The sequence below is a fragment of the Zobellella sp. DQSA1 genome, assembly GCF_041950555.1.
In the GTDB taxonomy this organism is placed as follows: domain Bacteria; phylum Pseudomonadota; class Gammaproteobacteria; order Enterobacterales; family Aeromonadaceae; genus Oceanimonas.
The window spans coordinates 3,035,907-3,050,709 of sequence record NZ_CP169531.1 but is presented as its reverse complement, the minus strand read 5'-3'; the positions used below and the strand labels follow the sequence as shown (position 1 = coordinate 3,050,709).

The window sequence follows — 14,803 nt, the reverse complement described above, 5'->3', positions numbered from 1 at the left end:
CGAAAAGGGGCATTTTAATGAAGTGCCTTCGTTACCGCCACTCCCGGGGCGGGTTTGGGCGATGGGGACGGGTTCCCGCGAATGAATTCGCGGTGACGGAGCCGGGCGTAGGCCCGAATTGATTCGTGCGGTTGGCGATGGTGGAGGTCATTGAATATGGACTTGTGGGGTAGCCGGCCCGAGTGGATTGAGCTGGCCCAGGGGCGGCTGCTGTGGTGGCCGGATGTTTTTGCCGTCGAGGCAGACGCCTGGCTGCTGCAATTGCAGCGAGAGATCCCCTGGCAGCAACACCGGCTCAGGCTGTTCGGGCGTGAGCTCGACGAACCCCGCCTGTCCTGCTGGATGGGCGAGGCGGCCTACCGTTACTCCGGCCGCAGCCGTCAGCCCTTGCCCTGGCATCCGCTGATAACGGAGATCCGCCGGCGGCTGGAGGCCCTTTGCGAGCAGCCGTTCAACGGGGTGCTGCTTAATCTCTATCGCGATGGTCGGGACAGCATGGGCTGGCATGCGGATGACGAACCCGAGCTGGGTGCCGACCCGGTAATCGCCTCGCTCAGCCTGGGGGCGACGCGCCGTTTTACGTTGCGCCACCGGCAGGGGGAGCGCCGGCAACTGCTGCTGAATCACGGCAGCCTGCTGGTGATGGCCGGTGAAATGCAGCATCATTGGCAGCATGCCTTGCCCAAGGCGGCCGGTGTAACGGAGGCCCGCATCAATCTGACCTTTCGTTACTTGCCGCCCGAGGGGCGTTAGGGGGAGACGTGAAGGGAAACAACATCGTGTCTTGCTCACGCCCCAGGCTTCTCTCCACACACTATTACTCTTAAATTCAGGAGTCGATTATGTCCATACAAGCCACCATCGAACGCAAGGTGCAAGCGGCCTTTGTGCCCGAGCACCTGGAAGTCATCAATGAAAGCTACATGCACCGGGTGGCGCCCGGATCCGAAACCCACTTCAAGCTGGTGGTGGTGAGTGCGCGCTTCGAAGGCCAGCGCCTGCTGGCAAGGCACCGGGCGCTGAATGACCTGCTGGCCGATGAACTGGCGGGGGGCGTTCATGCCCTGGCGCTGCACACCCTGACCCCGTCCGAATGGCAGGCCCGCGGCGGCGTGCCCGACAGCCCCGCCTGCCGTGGCCAGGGCGGCGTGTCGGCCTGACCGCCATGTTACCCGGCCTTGGTTTTTTTGTTACCGCTCCGGCACCGCCGAGCGGTGGCCCGGTGTTTGCGTCTGCGCGAGCAACATACGACTAAGGGCTAATAAATAGCCAAATATCATGGCCTTATTTTTGCTAGCCGCGAGCTGCGGTCATCCGATTTTGCTGAAAGAGGCGGTAATTTTTGGTAATTGCCATGGCAGCCGCAGCGTTAAAAGTGCTAGAATTATGCGCCTTTTATATCGGGCTGGATGTTACCGGACTGTGGTCATGCTGTTGCCAAGACGATAGAGGCAGACCGGTAGCGACTCATCAGCATGTTGTCATGTCTGACATGGCAAGTACCTGTCTTCCCCTAACAAGTAGTGCAAGTGAGTATGATTACAATTAAAAAAGGACTGGACCTCCCTATCTCCGGGGCCCCAGAGCAAGTAATCTACGATGGTCCTGCCATCCAACGTGTTGCTACGCTGGGCGAGGAGTTTGTGGGAATGCGCCCTACCATGTATATCAAGGTAGAGGATCGCGTTAAGAAAGGTCAGGTGATCTTCGAAGACAAGAAGAATCCTGGCGTTAAATTCACAGCTCCCGCCGCCGGTACAGTGGTTGAAATCAATCGCGGCGCCAAGCGTGTACTGCAATCCGTGGTGATTGCCGTCGATGACAGCGAAGAGCAGATTACTTTTTCAAAATACGCTTCCGCCGAACTGTCCAAACTGGAACGTGACACTGTCAGAGAGCAGCTGGTTGAATCCGGCATGTGGACCGCCCTGCGTACCCGCCCTTTCAGCAAGGTGCCGGCCGTAGGTTCTACCCCGCGCTCTATCTTTGTTACGGCCATGGACTCCAACCCCCTGTGCGCCAACGCCGAACTGATCATCAAGGAAAATGCCCAGGCGTTTACCGATGGTCTGCAGGTGCTGAGCCGCCTGACCGATGGCCAGGTACATGTGTGCAAGGGCGAGGGCAGCTTGCCTCAGGCTCAGGCTGACAACATCAAGGAACATGTGTTCATTGGTGTGCATCCCGCCGGTCTTCCGGGCACCCACATTCACTTTATCGATCCCATCGTCCCCGGCAAGGTCGTCTGGTATATCAATTACCAGGACGTTATCGCCTTCGGCAAGCTGTTCACCACCGGTGAACTGTTCACCGATCGCGTGGTCGCCCTGGGTGGCCCCGTGGTACAGAAGCCCCGTTTGCTGCGTACCCGTATCGGCGCCTCCCTGGAAGAGCTGACCGCCGGCGAACTGCAGGATGGTGAAAACCGCATTATTTCGGGCTCGGTGCTGTCCGGCACCAGTGCCAATGGTCCCTACGCCTATCTGGGGCGTTACCATCTGCAGGTATCGGTACTGGCCGAAGGTCGCGAAAAAGAATTTATGGGCTGGCTGGCGCCGGGTGCCAACAAGTTCTCTGTGACTCGTGCCTACCTGAGCCATCTGGCCAAGGGTAAGCTGTTCGACCTGACCACCACCACCAACGGCTCTGCTCGGGCGATGGTTCCCATCGGCAACTACGAGCGCATCATGCCACTGGATATTCTGCCGACTCTGTTGCTGCGTGATCTGCTGTCCGGTGATACCGACAGCGCCCAGATCATGGGCTGCATGGAGCTGGATGAAGAAGATCTGGCGCTCTGTACCTACGTGTGTCCGGGCAAGTACGATTACGGCCAGGTCCTGCGTCAGTGTCTGACCAAGATTGATCTAGAGGGCTAAGTAATGAGCTTGAAACACACTCTTGAAAAGCTCGAACACCATTTCGAGCCGGGTGGTAAATACGAAAAGTTTTACGCCCTGTATGAAGCGGTAGCGACCGTACTTTATACCCCGGGCATGGTAACCCGCAACGCCTCCCATGTGCGCGACAGCATCGATTTGAAGCGCATCATGATCATGGTGTGGCTGGCGACCTTCCCGGCCATGTTCTTCGGTATGTACAACGCCGGCGGCCAGGCCATTGCGGCCCTCACCAGCATGTACAGCCCGGCCGAACTGGCCTCGGTCATCGACGGCAACTGGCGTTACAGCCTGGCCCAGAGCCTGGGGGCAACCCTGGGAGACGGCGCCGGCTGGGGCAGCAATATGCTGCTGGGCGCCATGTACTTCCTGCCCATCTACCTGACCGTGTTCCTGGTCGGTGGCTTCTGGGAAGTGCTGTTCGCGTCCGTGCGCAAGCATGAAGTGAACGAAGGCTTCTTCGTGACCTCCGTGCTGTTCGCCCTGATCGTGCCCGCCACCCTGCCGCTGTGGCAGGCCGCCCTGGGTATCACCTTCGGTGTGGTGATGGCCAAGGAGATCTTCGGTGGTACCGGCAAGAACTTCCTCAACCCGGCCCTGGCCGGTCGTGCCTTCCTGTTCTTCGCCTACCCGGCCGAAATTTCCGGCGACGCGGTCTGGACCGCGGTCGACGGTTTCTCCGGCGCCACCGCCCTGGGCCAGTGGGCCGCAGGTGGTCAGGCCGCGCTGCTGGACGTGAATACCGGTGCGGCTATCAGCTGGATGGATGCCTTTATCGGCAACATGCAGGGCTCCATCGGTGAAGTGTCTACCCTGGCGATCCTGATCGGTGGTTTGTTCATCATTTACCTGGGCATCGCCTCCTGGCGCATCGTCGCCGGTGTGATGATCGGTATGGTGCTGACCGCGACCCTGTTCAACGTCATCGGCTCCGACACCAACGCCATGTTCTCCATGCCCTGGCATTGGCACCTGGTATTGGGCGGCTTTGCCTTCGGTATGATGTTTATGGCGACCGACCCGGTGTCCGCTTCCTTTACCAACAAGGGTAAATGGTGGTACGGCGCCCTGATCGGGGTCATGGTAGTGCTGATCCGCGTGGCCAACCCCGCCTTCCCCGAAGGCATGATGCTGGCCATCCTGTTCGCCAACCTGTTCGCTCCCTTGTTTGACCACTTCGTGGTGCAGGCCAATATCAAACGGAGGCTGGCTCGTGGCTAAGAAAGAAACAATCGGCAGAACCTTTGCCGTGATCGGCGGCTTGTGTCTGGTGTGTTCCATCGTGGTGTCCGTTGCCGCCGTGGGCCTGAAGCCGATTCAGCAGCGCAACCAGGTACTGGATGTGCAGACCAACATCGTCGACGTGGCCGGCCTGGGCCGTGCCAACGTGGCGGAAAACTACGCCCGTTATATCGAAGCCCGTCTGGTGGATCTGGATACCGGCGAGTTCTCCGACCTGCCGGCGGAAGGCTATAACCAGCGTAATGCCACCAAGGACACCTCTGCCAGCATCGCGCTGAGCGGCGGCGAAGATCCGGCCGGCATCCGCCGTCGCGCCAACCTGGCGCCGGTGTACCTGGCCAAGGACGAAAACGGCGAACTGGACAGCATCATCCTGCCGGTACACGGCCAGGGCCTGTGGTCCACCATGTACGCCTTCGTCGCGGTTGCGCCGGACGGCAATACCATCAAGGGCATCACCTACTACGAGCAGGGTGAAACTCCCGGACTCGGCGGTGAAATTGAAAACCCCAACTGGCGTGCCCAGTTCGTCGGCAAGCAGTTGTTCGACGAGCAAGGCCAGCCGGCGCTGCGGGTGGTCAAGGGGGGTGCACCCGAAGGGTCGGAACACGGTGTGGACGGACTGTCCGGCGCCACCCTGACCTCCAACGGTGTTCAATATACCTTTGAATTCTGGATGGGTCCCAAAGGCTTCGGTCCTTTCCTTGCCAAGATTCGTGAAGGAGAGCTGAACAATGGCTGATAAAGCTGAAATGAAAAAGGTGTTGTTCGGACCCGTGTTCGGCAACAACCCCATCGCGCTGCAGGTGCTGGGTGTTTGCTCGGCGCTGGCGGTGACCACCCAGATGCAGACGGCATTTGTTATGTCGCTGGCGGTTATCGCGGTAACGGCGTTTTCGAACCTGTTTATCTCGCTGATCCGCAACCAGATCCCGAACTCGGTACGGATCATCGCCCAGATGGCGATCATCGCTTCCCTGGTTATCGTGGTGGACCAGATCCTCAAGGCGTACGCCTATGACATCTCCAAGCAGCTGTCGGTGTTTGTGGGCCTGATCATCACCAACTGTATCGTAATGGGTCGCGCCGAAGCCTACGCCATGAAGAGCCCGCCCATGATGTCCTTCCTGGACGGCATCGGCAACGGCCTGGGTTACGGCCTGATCCTGCTGGTGGTGGCCACGGTGCGTGAGCTGTTCGGTGCCGGCACCTGGTTCGGTATCGAGATACTGCCGCTGATCAAGAACGGTGGCTGGTATCAGGCCAACGGCATGCTGCTGTTGCCGCCGAGCGCCTTCTTCATCATCGGTGGTTTTATCTGGATACTGCGTACTTTCCGTCCGGAGCAGGTGGAGGCGAAGGAGTAACATGGAACATTTTCTGAGTCTGTTTGTCCGCGCCGTCTTTATCGAGAACCTGGCGTTGGCCTTCTTCCTGGGGATGTGTACCTTCCTGGCGGTGTCCAAGAAGGTAAAAACCTCCTTCGGCCTGGGGGTAGCGGTTATCGTGGTGCTGACCATTTCGGTGCCGGTGAATAACCTCATCTACAACTTCATCCTCAAGGATGGCGCCCTGGCGCCCGGGGTGGATCTGAGCTTCCTGAACTTCATTACCTTTATCGGGGTAATCGCAGCGCTGGTGCAGATCCTGGAGATGACCCTGGACAAGTTTTTCCCTGCGCTTTACAACGCGCTCGGGATCTTCTTGCCACTGATTACCGTGAACTGTGCCATCTTCGGTGGCGTGTCCTTCATGGTGCAGCGGGACTACAACTTCGCCGAGTCCATCGTCTACGGCTTCGGCTCCGGTGTGGGCTGGATGCTGGCGATTGTGGCCCTGGCCGGTTTGCGTGAGAAGATGAAGTATGCGGATGTGCCCGACGGCCTGCGTGGTCTGGGGATCACCTTTATTTCCGCCGGCCTGATGGCCCTCGGCTTCATGTCTTTCTCTGGCATTTCTCTGTAAACCCAGTGACGGAAAAGGAATAATCGATGGAAATCATTCTAGGCGTGGTCATGTTCACCGTGATCGTGCTGGTCCTGGTAAGCATTATCCTGTTTGCCAAGTCCAAGCTGGTCGCGGAAGGGGATGTGACTATCAGCATCAACGACGATCCCGAAAAGGCGATCACCACCGGTGCCGGCGTCAAGCTGCTGGGCGCCCTGGCCGCCAACGGTATCTTCGTGTCTTCTGCCTGTGGTGGCGGTGGCTCCTGCGGCCAGTGCCGGGTTCGTGTACTGGACGGGGGCGGTGAAATCCTGCCCACCGAACTGGATCACATCTCCAAGCGCGAAGCGCGTCACGGCGAACGCCTGTCCTGTCAGGTGAACGTCAAGGGCGACATGAAGATCGAGCTGCCGGAAGAAGTGTTCGGCATCAAGAAGTGGGACTGCGAAGTTATCTCCAACGATAACAAGGCCACCTTCATCAAGGAACTCAAGCTGAAGATCCCCAACGGCGAAAGCGTGCCTTTCCGTGCCGGTGGTTATATTCAGATCGAGGCGCCGCCCCACCACGTCAAGTACAAGGACTTCGACGTGCCCGAGGAATACCGGGAAGACTGGGACAAGTTCAAGATCTTCGATCTGGAGTCCAAGGTAGACGAGGAAACCATCCGCGCCTACTCCATGGCCAACTATCCGGAAGAAGAAGGCATCATCATGCTGAACGTGCGGATCGCAACTCCGCCGCCCAGCAACTGGACCGCCCCTCCCGGCAAGATGTCTTCCTATATCTGGTCGCTGAAGGCCGGTGACAAGGCCACCATTTCCGGTCCCTTCGGCGAGTTCTTCGCCAAGGACACCGACGCCGAAATGGTGTTTATCGGCGGTGGTGCCGGTATGGCCCCGATGCGCTCGCACATCTTCGATCAGCTCAAGCGCCTGGGTTCCAAGCGCAAGATCAGCTTCTGGTACGGTGCCCGTTCCAAGCGCGAGATGTTCTACGTGGAAGACTTCGACGGCCTGCAGGAGCAGTGCGAGAACTTCCAGTGGCATGTGGCCCTCTCCGATCCGCAGCCCGGTGACAACTGGACCGGCTACACCGGCTTTATCCACAACGTGCTGTACGAGAACTACCTGCGGGATCACGATGCGCCCGAGGATTGCGAGTACTACATGTGTGGTCCGCCCGTGATGAATGCCGCGGTGATCAACATGCTCAAAAACCTGGGTGTGGAAGACGACAACATCCTGCTGGATGACTTTGGTGGTTAAACAATAATAGTGGTTAAACACTGATGAAATCTTATGTAACCAAATGGCTGGCCCCCCTGGGGCTGGCCTTTTTATTGGCGGCCTGCAAGCCGTCCGGCCCCGAACAGGCGCAGCTGCACCTGACCGGCAATACCATGGGCACCTACTATTCGGTGAAAGTGGTGGGGGCCGACGAGGGCCGGGCGCGTGAGCTGCAGGCCGAGATCGATCGGCGGCTGGAGCGGGTGAACGACCAGATGTCCACCTACCGTGAAGACTCCGAACTGAGCCGTTTCAATCAGTACCGGGACAGCGCGCCTTTTCCGGTGTCGGCCGATTTTGCCAAGGTGGTCACCGCATCCCTGCAACTGGGGCGGCAGACCGGGAACGCACTGGATGTGACGGTGGGGCCTCTGGTCAACCTGTGGGGCTTTGGCCCTGATGCCCGGCCTACCCGGATCCCGAGCGAAGAGCAGCTTGCCGATGTTCGTGTGCGCACCGGCCTGCAGCACCTGGCGGTGACGGTAGACGCGCAGGGGGAATACCTGAGCAAGGCTATTCCCGAACTCTATGTGGACTTGTCTGCCATCGCCAAGGGCTTTGGCACCGATACGGTGTCCGAGTACCTGGCGGAGGAAGGTTTTCCCAATTACCTGGTGGAAATCGGTGGGGATCTGCGGGTCAGCGGCACCAATGCCCAGGGGCAACCCTGGCGTATTGCGGTGGAAAAACCGGGGCCGGGAATGGGGGCGGTGCAGCAGGTGATTGCGGTGGACAACAATGCCGTGGCCACCTCCGGCGACTACCGCAACTATTACGAGCTGGACGGTGAGCGGTTGTCCCATACCATGGATCCGGTGACCGGAAAGCCCATTACCCACCGGTTGGCGTCGGTGACAGTAGTGCATCCCTCCTGTATGATCGCAGATGGACTGGCCACCGCCCTGACGGTGATGGGCACCGAGCGGGCTCTGGCCTTTGCCGAAGAGCACCGTCTGGCCATCTACCTGCTGACCAAGACCGAGGACGGTTTCCGGGTGGATATGTCCAGTGCCTTCAAAAAGTATTTAAGAGGTTGATATGCTGTATTTCTTCGTTACGTTAGTGGTGTTTGCCCTGGTGATTGCCGCCATGGCCATCGGCTACATCGTTCAGCGTAAAACCATCTCCGGCTCCTGTGGTGGCCTGGGTTCGGTCGGGGTGGAAAAAGCCTGCGATTGCCCCGACCCTTGCGATAACCGCAAGAAAAAAATGGCCAAGGAAGAAGCCCGCCGCAAGATGCTGGAAGAAAACCGCATTATCTAGCTTTAATTCTGAGGCTGGAAGCCTGAAGCACCCCGGTTTGCCTTGAGCGGCAGCGGCGGCGATTCTCCCGCTTCCAGCTTTCAGCCGGACTCTTGGTCACAATTTTTTGTCGATTTTTGATAAGGCGTAAATATCGGCCAAAGGGCACTACTCCTCCGGTACGCCGTAAACCCATCCATGGGGGCTCCGCCGCCCTCCCTGGCGCGGAGGGCCGGCGGAGCGGTGCCCTTTTCCTCCCTATTGCCCCTAGCTGCCTGCTGCCTCTTCTCTGCGTCAAGTCAGACACCCACACTTGTGACCAGGAGTCAGGCTTCCAGCTTCCAGCTTTCCGCGTTAATATCTGGATACTGTTTATTTATCCAGTCAAGCCATGCGCAAGATCATCCACGTCGATATGGACTGCTTTTTTGCCGCGGTGGAAATGCGCGCCCATCCCGAGTGGCGCGATATTCCCCTGGCCATCGGCGGCAGCGCCAGCCGGCGGGGAGTGATCGCCACCTGCAACTACCCGGCCCGGGCCTTCGGGGTGCGTTCGGCCATGGCCAGCCACCAGGCATTGAAGCGCTGTCCCGGGCTCTTGCTGATCCCCGGTAATATGGCCGAGTACAAGGCGGTGTCGCGCCAGATCCGTGAGATATTCGGTCGCTATACCGACCTGGTCGAGCCGCTGTCACTGGATGAGGCGTACCTGGATGTGAGCGACAGCCCCTGGTTCGGCGGCAGTGCTACCCTGATCGCCCAGGATATTCGTCGGGCCATTCGGGACGAGCTGCAGCTGACCGCCTCCGCCGGGGTGGCGCCCAACAAGTTCCTGGCCAAGATTGCCTCGGAAGAAAACAAGCCGGATGGGCTCTTCGTGTTGCCGCCGGAGCGGGTCGAGGCGTTTATCCATCATTTGCCCCTGGCCAGGATCCCCGGTGTCGGGCGCAAGACGGCGGAAAAGCTGGCGGCACTGGGGCTGGAAACTTGCAGCCAGCTGGCGGCGGTGGGGGAGGCCGAGCTGGCACGTCGTTTTGGCAAGTTCGGCCGCCTGCTGTGGCAACGGGCCCGGGGTATAGACGAACGGGCGGTGCAAACGGAATGGGTACGCAAATCGGTCGGCGTCGAGACCACCCTGGCCGAGGATCTTCAGCGGGCCGAGCAGGGGCTGCTGGTGCTGACCAAACTCTGGCCCGAGCTGGTGCGACGGCTGGACAACCGGCCGGTGTGCGGCCTCTGTATCAAGCTGAAGTTCAGCGATTTCGAGCAAACCACCCTGTCCCGGCGCTGCCCGAGGGCGGAACTGCCGTTGGCGTTGCGGCTGTGCGAGCAGGCCTGGGCGCGCGCCCGGGGCCGGGGGATACGGCTGGTGGGGGTGAGTGTCGAGCTGGCGGGTCCGCGGGCCGACGACCGGCAGCTCAGTTTCGAGTGGTAGCGGTTTTCTTGTTCGCTTCGGTCTTTGCCGGTGCCGCCTTGTATTGTGTCGCGTCGGTGTTACCGGGAGACGGCAGCGATTTGGCCGAGGCGGCCCCCAGGTAGCCTGCGCTCAGGGCCAGAAACAGGGCAATAGAGGTACTTCTCATCCCGTACTCCTTGATGGTCAGGGTGACTGAGTGTCCAGCCTAACAGCTTGGATGAAAATGGAAACCATTATTATCGGGGGGGAGGACAGGGATTGTCGTGGCGCCGGACAGCCGGCGTCACCTTATTTTGCGGAATTGAGGTGGTCTTCTTCCACAAACTGCCAACCGTGATTGGCCGAGGGGGGGGCCGCCGGCGGGAGGTTCGATGGGGCTATATTCGAGGTATTCGAGGTATTCGAGGTATTCGAGGGAGACGCTTGCCCCAGCTCGATCGCCGGGCTGTCCCTGCCGTCGTCCGGGTGTGCCGCTCTGGCTACGTCGGCCGGCGTTTCATGCCGGCGATCATTCTGTACTCCGGGTGCCAGCTTGCGGGTTTCATCCAACACTTCCCGGCCAAAAGAGACCATTCGGTTCAGCAGGTTGTCGGCCATGGCCGGTGCCGCCAGCAACGACAACAACAAATAAAAGGGCGCGCTTTTCATGGCTGGTTCCTTTGCTAAGTATTCAGCCATGAGCATAAGCCAAATTGCCCCCGTTGAATACAGGGGGCATGAGGGGCCTGACTGTTGTTGACGTTAGCAGGTCAAGGCGTTCAGGGGATCTGTTTCAGCACCTTTACCAGCAGTTGCCAGAAACGGGACACCGCCTCGATATGCACCCGTTCGTCCGGGGAATGGGCACCCTGGATGGTGGGGCCGAAGGAGACCATGTCCCATTGGGGATACACCGCCTTGAACAGGCCGCATTCCAGGCCGGCATGGATCACCTTGACCGCAGGCTGCACCCCGAACAGGGCTTCGTGGGTGTCGAGCAAGAGCTGCATGATGGCGGAGTCGGGGTCGGGCTGCCAGCCCGGGTAGGCGCCATCGAAGCGGCAGTTGCCACCGGCCAGGCTGAAGGCGGCCGCGGTCATCCCGGCCACCCGATCCCGGCCGTCATCGTGCAGGGAGCGGATCAGGCATTGCACGTAAATCTGCTCGGCTTCGGTTTTGATCACACCGAGATTGGTGGAGGTTTGCACCACCCCGGCCATGGTGCGGCTCATCTCCATGACACCATGAGGGCAGACGAGCAGGGCGGCGACCAGCCGTTGCTGCAGTTCGGCCGTCATGACCCGCGTCGGCAGTTCGGCCGGGGCCAGTTCCAGTTTGATAAAGTCATCGATCCCGGCGAATTCACGGCTGTATTGCCGCCGGCGGTGTTCGAGCAGGGTCTGCAGCCGGTCGGCATCGGCCGCGGGCAGGGTCAGCAGGGCCCAGGCTTCACGGGCGATGGCGTTACGCAGGGTGCCACCGTGTAGCTCGGCCAGTCGCGCCGGGATATGCTGGCCGATATCGTGCAGCAGCTCTGCCAGCAGCTTGTTGGCACTGGCCCGGCCCTGGTGGATGTTGATGCCGGAATGACCGCCGCGCAGGCCGGTAATGGCCAGGCGGAAAGCCTGATGTCCGGTGGGGACGCTGTCGGCCTGGAAGGGCAGGGTAATGTTGGCATCGACCCCGCCGGCACAGCCCATGTAGACGTCGCCGTCCTGCTCCGAGTCGGTATTCAGCAGTATCTCGCCCTGGAGCAGTCCCGGCTCCAGGCCGAAGGCGCCGGTCATGCCGCTTTCTTCGTCTATGGTCAGCAGGACTTCAAGCGGGCCATGCTGCACCTTGTCATCGGCCAGTACCGCCAGGCAGGCGGCCAGGCCGATACCGTTATCGGCACCCAGGGTGGTGCCGCGGGCGCGGACCCAGTCGCCGTCGATCCAGGGCAGGATCGGATCCCGGGTGAAATCATGGTTGGTGGTGGCATTGGCCTGAGGAACCATGTCCATGTGGGCCTGTAATATGACCCCCTTTCGCTGTTCCATTCCCGCGGTGGCGGCCTTGCGGATGATCAGGTTCCCTACCTTGTCCTGCTGCACCGCCAGCCCCTGCTCCTGTGCCCAGTCGGTGATCCACTGGCGCACGGCCGCTTCATGGCCGGAAGGGTGAGGAATACTGCACAGGGTGTCGAAAAACTGCCACAGCAGGGCAGGGGAAAGGCTACGGATTTCGCTCATGAGGTACCTTGCTTCTGACGCCGGTAGGGGAAAGCCGATAGCTTACCCCTCCGCCGCCGTCTTTTTCCATCATTTAACTGCATATGATGATTGTTTCGAATTTTTAATCTAATTAATTTTATTTTATTAGTGTTATAAACTGCTTTTTTGCCAATCTATGCCTTAAACATATTAACTTCGCTCGATAGTTTGAGCCCCAGGCTGGACAGGGTTTCGCCCGCGCTGTCGGTTTCCTGGGTCTTGAGCCGGGCTTCCTCCGCCAGCTCGCTCAGCCGGGCCAGGTTCAGGTTCATCTCGGCGGTGGTTTGCCGCTGTTGTTCGGCGGCGGTGGCAATATGGCTGTTCATGTCGTTGATCAGCACCATGCCTTGGGTGATGGCCGACAGGGCGTCACCGGCCTGGTCGGCGGTGGCCTGGGTATCCCTGGCCCGGTGCATCAGCCCGCTCATGCGCTTGACGGTATCATCGGCCTCGAATTGCAGCCCCTGGATGATGTCCTGAATTTCATCGGTAGAGCTTTGGGTCCGGGTGGCGAGGTTGCGTACTTCGTCGGCGACCACTGCGAAACCGCGGCCCTGTTCACCGGCGCGGGCCGCCTCGATAGCGGCATTCAGCGCCAGCAGGTTGGTCTGTTCGGCGATGGAGCGGATCACCTCCAGCACCTTGCCGATTTCCTGGGTTCGATCGGCCAGCGCACCCAGGCGCTGCTGGGCATCGGTTAACTCGGTGACCAGGCTGGCAGACACCTGGCGGGTATGGGCCATTTTAAGGCTGCCGTCCTGGGCGGCGTCGGCAGAGGCTTTGCTGGCCTGGGCCGCCTGTTCGGCGGAACTGGCCACTTCCTGGCTGGTGGCCAGCATTTCCTGCATGGCCGCCGCCACTTTTTCGGTCTCCAGCGACTGCTGTTCGGACACGTTGCGGTTATAACGCACAATGTCGGACAGGCGGTCGGCGGCGGCATTGACCTCCAGGCTGATGGGGGACAACTGGCGGATGGTGTCCGCCAGGCGCGAGCAGAACTGGTTGAAACTCTGGCTGAGCTGGGTCACTTCATCCTGGCCGTGCTCGTCCAGCCGCCGGCGCAGGTCGGCTTCACCATGGGAGATATCGCGCAGGGCCCGCACCGTCTCTCCCATCGGATTCAGTATGCTGCGGATCAGCGCCACCGCCACCAGCACGGCGATGGCGCCGAGCCCCAGTACCATCATCAGTACCTTGGCGGCGGTGTCTTGCAGTTGGCCGTGTACGTCGTCAATGTAGATGCCGGTGCCGATGATCCAGCCCCAGGGGGCGAACAGCTCCACGTAGGACACCTTTTCCACCGGTTCGCTCAAGCCCGGCTTGGGCCAGAGGTAGTGCACGAAGCCACCGCCGGCCTCGCGTACCTGCTCCACCATCTCGATGAACAGCGCCTTGCCGTCGGGATCCCTGAAGTCGCCGAGATCTTCGCCGTTGAGCCTGGGCTGCATCGGGTGCAGGATCATGCGCGGTTGGCTGTCGTTGATCCAGAAATAGTCATTGTTGCCGTAGCGCAGTTCGGCGATGGCGGCCAGGGCCTGCCGCCGGGCTTCGGCTTCCGGCAGCAATCCCTGTTGCTGTTGCTGGTGATAAAAACCGGTCAGGCTGACCACCGACTGTACCTGGCGCATGGCCTGGGTGCGTTTTTCGTCGACCAGACCCTGATAGAACAGCCACAGCATCAGCAGGGTAACACCCAGGATGCCGATGGAAAGCAGCAGCAAGTTGAGATAAAGCCGTTTGGCGATGGAAAGCGAGCGCAGTAGTTTCACGTCCTTGTACCTCTGTCGATAGCCTCTGCTCCGGGCAGATAATTTCCCATACTAAATCAATGGAAAAGGCTTTACGGCCGGCCGACTGCAAAAGTGGGATCTGCCCGGCTACCCCTTTAGTCTAATGGTGGTCGCCGTGGCGCAGGGGCAATAAAAAGCTGTAGCGCTGGTCAAGAATAGGCGCGATCTCTATAATGCGACCATTGTTTGCTCGTCATTCAGTCTCAAAAGCTAACACCCTAAAGGTTCTTTTATGTCCAACAAATTCGTCGTCACCTGGGATTCATTTCAGCGCGAAGCGCGCAAGTTGGCTCAGCGTCAGCTTCCCGCCAGTCAGTGGAAAGGCATTATTGCGGTTAGCCGCGGTGGCCTGGTACCGGCAGCCATCATGGCCCGGGAGCTGGGTATCCGTCATGTCGATACCCTCTGTATCTCCAGCTACGACCACGACCACCAGCGTGCCGAGCTGCAGGTGCTCAAGCATGTATCCGGGGACGGTGAAGGCTTTTTGATCGTCGATGACCTGGTGGACACCGGCAATACCGCCAGGGTGATCCGCGAGCTCTACCCCAAGGCCAAGTTCATCACCGTTTTTGCCAAGCCGAAGGGCGAGCCGCTGGTCGATGATTTCGAGGTTCGGGTCGGTCAGGATACCTGGATAGAACAACCCTGGGACATGAGCGTAACCTTTGTGCCACCGCTGTGTGAACAAGACAACGCATGATAAGAAACGAAAAGGCTCCTCAGGAGCCTTTTCGTTTCTTAT

General features: G+C 59.9%; 16 protein-coding genes. 12 read left to right on the top strand and 4 right to left on the bottom strand.

The annotated features are described in order from the left end of the window. Positions 1-156: 156 nt before the first annotated feature. The 11 genes from ACEVBK_RS14695 (at position 157) to dinB (ending at position 10,055) form a co-directional block, all read left to right on the top strand. Complete coding sequence (locus tag ACEVBK_RS14695) at positions 157-753, top strand: alpha-ketoglutarate-dependent dioxygenase AlkB (RefSeq protein ID WP_375055660.1); 597 nt, start codon at positions 157-159, stop codon at positions 751-753. A gap of 89 nt (positions 754-842) precedes the next feature. Beyond that, complete coding sequence (locus tag ACEVBK_RS14690) at positions 843-1,160, top strand: BolA family protein (RefSeq protein ID WP_375055659.1); 318 nt, start codon at positions 843-845, stop codon at positions 1,158-1,160. A gap of 375 nt (positions 1,161-1,535) precedes the next feature. Next, complete coding sequence (locus ACEVBK_RS14685; protein WP_375055658.1) at positions 1,536-2,879, top strand: Na(+)-translocating NADH-quinone reductase subunit A; 1,344 nt, start codon at positions 1,536-1,538, stop codon at positions 2,877-2,879. A gap of 3 nt (positions 2,880-2,882) precedes the next feature. Continuing rightward, on the top strand, positions 2,883-4,121 hold the full coding sequence (locus tag ACEVBK_RS14680) for an NADH:ubiquinone reductase (Na(+)-transporting) subunit B (RefSeq protein ID WP_375055657.1): 1,239 nt from the start codon (positions 2,883-2,885) through the stop codon (positions 4,119-4,121). Then, positions 4,114-4,884: a Na(+)-translocating NADH-quinone reductase subunit C gene (locus tag ACEVBK_RS14675; protein WP_375055656.1), complete on the top strand. Its 771-nt coding sequence runs from the start codon at positions 4,114-4,116 to the stop codon at positions 4,882-4,884. Before ACEVBK_RS14680 ends, ACEVBK_RS14675 begins: the two co-directional genes overlap by 8 nt. Beyond that, positions 4,877-5,509 (top strand): NADH:ubiquinone reductase (Na(+)-transporting) subunit D, encoded by a 633-nt coding sequence (locus ACEVBK_RS14670; protein ID WP_375055655.1) that lies wholly within the window; start codon positions 4,877-4,879, stop codon positions 5,507-5,509. The genes ACEVBK_RS14675 and ACEVBK_RS14670 overlap by 8 nt, the downstream gene beginning before the upstream one ends. A gap of 1 nt (position 5,510) precedes the next feature. Further along, positions 5,511-6,107 carry an NADH:ubiquinone reductase (Na(+)-transporting) subunit E gene (gene nqrE, locus ACEVBK_RS14665; RefSeq protein WP_375055654.1) on the top strand — a complete coding sequence of 199 codons (597 nt, stop codon included), beginning with the start codon at positions 5,511-5,513 and terminating at the stop codon, positions 6,105-6,107. Positions 6,108-6,133: 26 nt separating this feature from the next. Then, positions 6,134-7,357, top strand: a complete 1,224-nt coding sequence (gene nqrF, locus ACEVBK_RS14660) for an NADH:ubiquinone reductase (Na(+)-transporting) subunit F (protein ID WP_375055653.1) — start codon at positions 6,134-6,136, stop codon at positions 7,355-7,357. Positions 7,358-7,380: 23 nt separating this feature from the next. Beyond that, positions 7,381-8,415 carry an FAD:protein FMN transferase gene (locus ACEVBK_RS14655; protein ID WP_375055652.1) on the top strand — a complete coding sequence of 345 codons (1,035 nt, stop codon included), beginning with the start codon at positions 7,381-7,383 and terminating at the stop codon, positions 8,413-8,415. Position 8,416: 1 nt separating this feature from the next. Then, entirely contained in the window at positions 8,417-8,641 is a 225-nt protein-coding gene (gene nqrM, locus ACEVBK_RS14650; protein WP_375055651.1) for a (Na+)-NQR maturation NqrM, read from the top strand. A 370-nt stretch (positions 8,642-9,011) separates the two neighbouring features. Continuing rightward, complete coding sequence (dinB, locus tag ACEVBK_RS14645; RefSeq protein ID WP_375055650.1) at positions 9,012-10,055, top strand: DNA polymerase IV; 1,044 nt, start codon at positions 9,012-9,014, stop codon at positions 10,053-10,055. Here the strand turns inward: dinB and ACEVBK_RS14640 are convergent. The 4 genes from ACEVBK_RS14640 to ACEVBK_RS14625 form a co-directional block, all read right to left on the bottom strand. Further along, positions 10,039-10,203, bottom strand: coding sequence for a hypothetical protein (locus ACEVBK_RS14640; protein ID WP_375055649.1), 165 nt, complete (start codon positions 10,201-10,203; stop codon positions 10,039-10,041). The genes dinB and ACEVBK_RS14640 overlap by 17 nt on opposite strands. Before the next feature lie 122 nt (positions 10,204-10,325). Next, positions 10,326-10,685 (bottom strand): hypothetical protein, encoded by a 360-nt coding sequence (locus ACEVBK_RS14635; protein ID WP_375055648.1) that lies wholly within the window; start codon positions 10,683-10,685, stop codon positions 10,326-10,328. A 110-nt stretch (positions 10,686-10,795) separates the two neighbouring features. Further along, a complete protein-coding gene (locus tag ACEVBK_RS14630; protein ID WP_375055647.1) occupies positions 10,796-12,247 on the bottom strand; it encodes an aminoacyl-histidine dipeptidase in 1,452 nt (483 codons plus the stop codon). A 155-nt stretch (positions 12,248-12,402) separates the two neighbouring features. After that, on the bottom strand, positions 12,403-14,037 hold the full coding sequence (locus tag ACEVBK_RS14625) for a methyl-accepting chemotaxis protein (protein ID WP_375055646.1): 1,635 nt from the start codon (positions 14,035-14,037) through the stop codon (positions 12,403-12,405). A 253-nt stretch (positions 14,038-14,290) separates the two neighbouring features. Between ACEVBK_RS14625 and gpt the strand changes: the two genes are divergently transcribed. Beyond that, complete coding sequence (gene gpt / locus ACEVBK_RS14620; RefSeq protein ID WP_375055645.1) at positions 14,291-14,761, top strand: xanthine phosphoribosyltransferase; 471 nt, start codon at positions 14,291-14,293, stop codon at positions 14,759-14,761. Positions 14,762-14,803: the final 42 nt, after the last annotated feature.

Excerpts from the sequence above, each read along its gene's own strand:
- ACEVBK_RS14695 (WP_375055660.1), top strand. The coding sequence starts at position 157 with ATGGACTTGTGGGGTAGCCGGCCCGAGTGGATTGAGCTGGCCCAGGGG.
- ACEVBK_RS14690 (WP_375055659.1), top strand. The coding sequence starts at position 843 with ATGTCCATACAAGCCACCATCGAACGCAAGGTGCAAGCGGCCTTTGTG.
- ACEVBK_RS14685 (WP_375055658.1), top strand. The coding sequence starts at position 1,536 with ATGATTACAATTAAAAAAGGACTGGACCTCCCTATCTCCGGGGCCCCA.
- ACEVBK_RS14680 (WP_375055657.1), top strand. The coding sequence starts at position 2,883 with ATGAGCTTGAAACACACTCTTGAAAAGCTCGAACACCATTTCGAGCCG.
- ACEVBK_RS14670 (WP_375055655.1), top strand. The coding sequence starts at position 4,877 with ATGGCTGATAAAGCTGAAATGAAAAAGGTGTTGTTCGGACCCGTGTTC.
- nqrE (WP_375055654.1), top strand. The coding sequence starts at position 5,511 with ATGGAACATTTTCTGAGTCTGTTTGTCCGCGCCGTCTTTATCGAGAAC.
- nqrF (WP_375055653.1), top strand. The coding sequence starts at position 6,134 with ATGGAAATCATTCTAGGCGTGGTCATGTTCACCGTGATCGTGCTGGTC.
- ACEVBK_RS14655 (WP_375055652.1), top strand. The coding sequence starts at position 7,381 with ATGAAATCTTATGTAACCAAATGGCTGGCCCCCCTGGGGCTGGCCTTT.
- nqrM (WP_375055651.1), top strand. The coding sequence starts at position 8,417 with ATGCTGTATTTCTTCGTTACGTTAGTGGTGTTTGCCCTGGTGATTGCC.
- dinB (WP_375055650.1), top strand. The coding sequence starts at position 9,012 with ATGCGCAAGATCATCCACGTCGATATGGACTGCTTTTTTGCCGCGGTG.
- ACEVBK_RS14640 (WP_375055649.1), bottom strand. The coding sequence starts at position 10,203 with ATGAGAAGTACCTCTATTGCCCTGTTTCTGGCCCTGAGCGCAGGCTAC.
- ACEVBK_RS14635 (WP_375055648.1), bottom strand. The coding sequence starts at position 10,685 with ATGAAAAGCGCGCCCTTTTATTTGTTGTTGTCGTTGCTGGCGGCACCG.
- ACEVBK_RS14630 (WP_375055647.1), bottom strand. The coding sequence starts at position 12,247 with ATGAGCGAAATCCGTAGCCTTTCCCCTGCCCTGCTGTGGCAGTTTTTC.
- gpt (WP_375055645.1), top strand. The coding sequence starts at position 14,291 with ATGTCCAACAAATTCGTCGTCACCTGGGATTCATTTCAGCGCGAAGCG.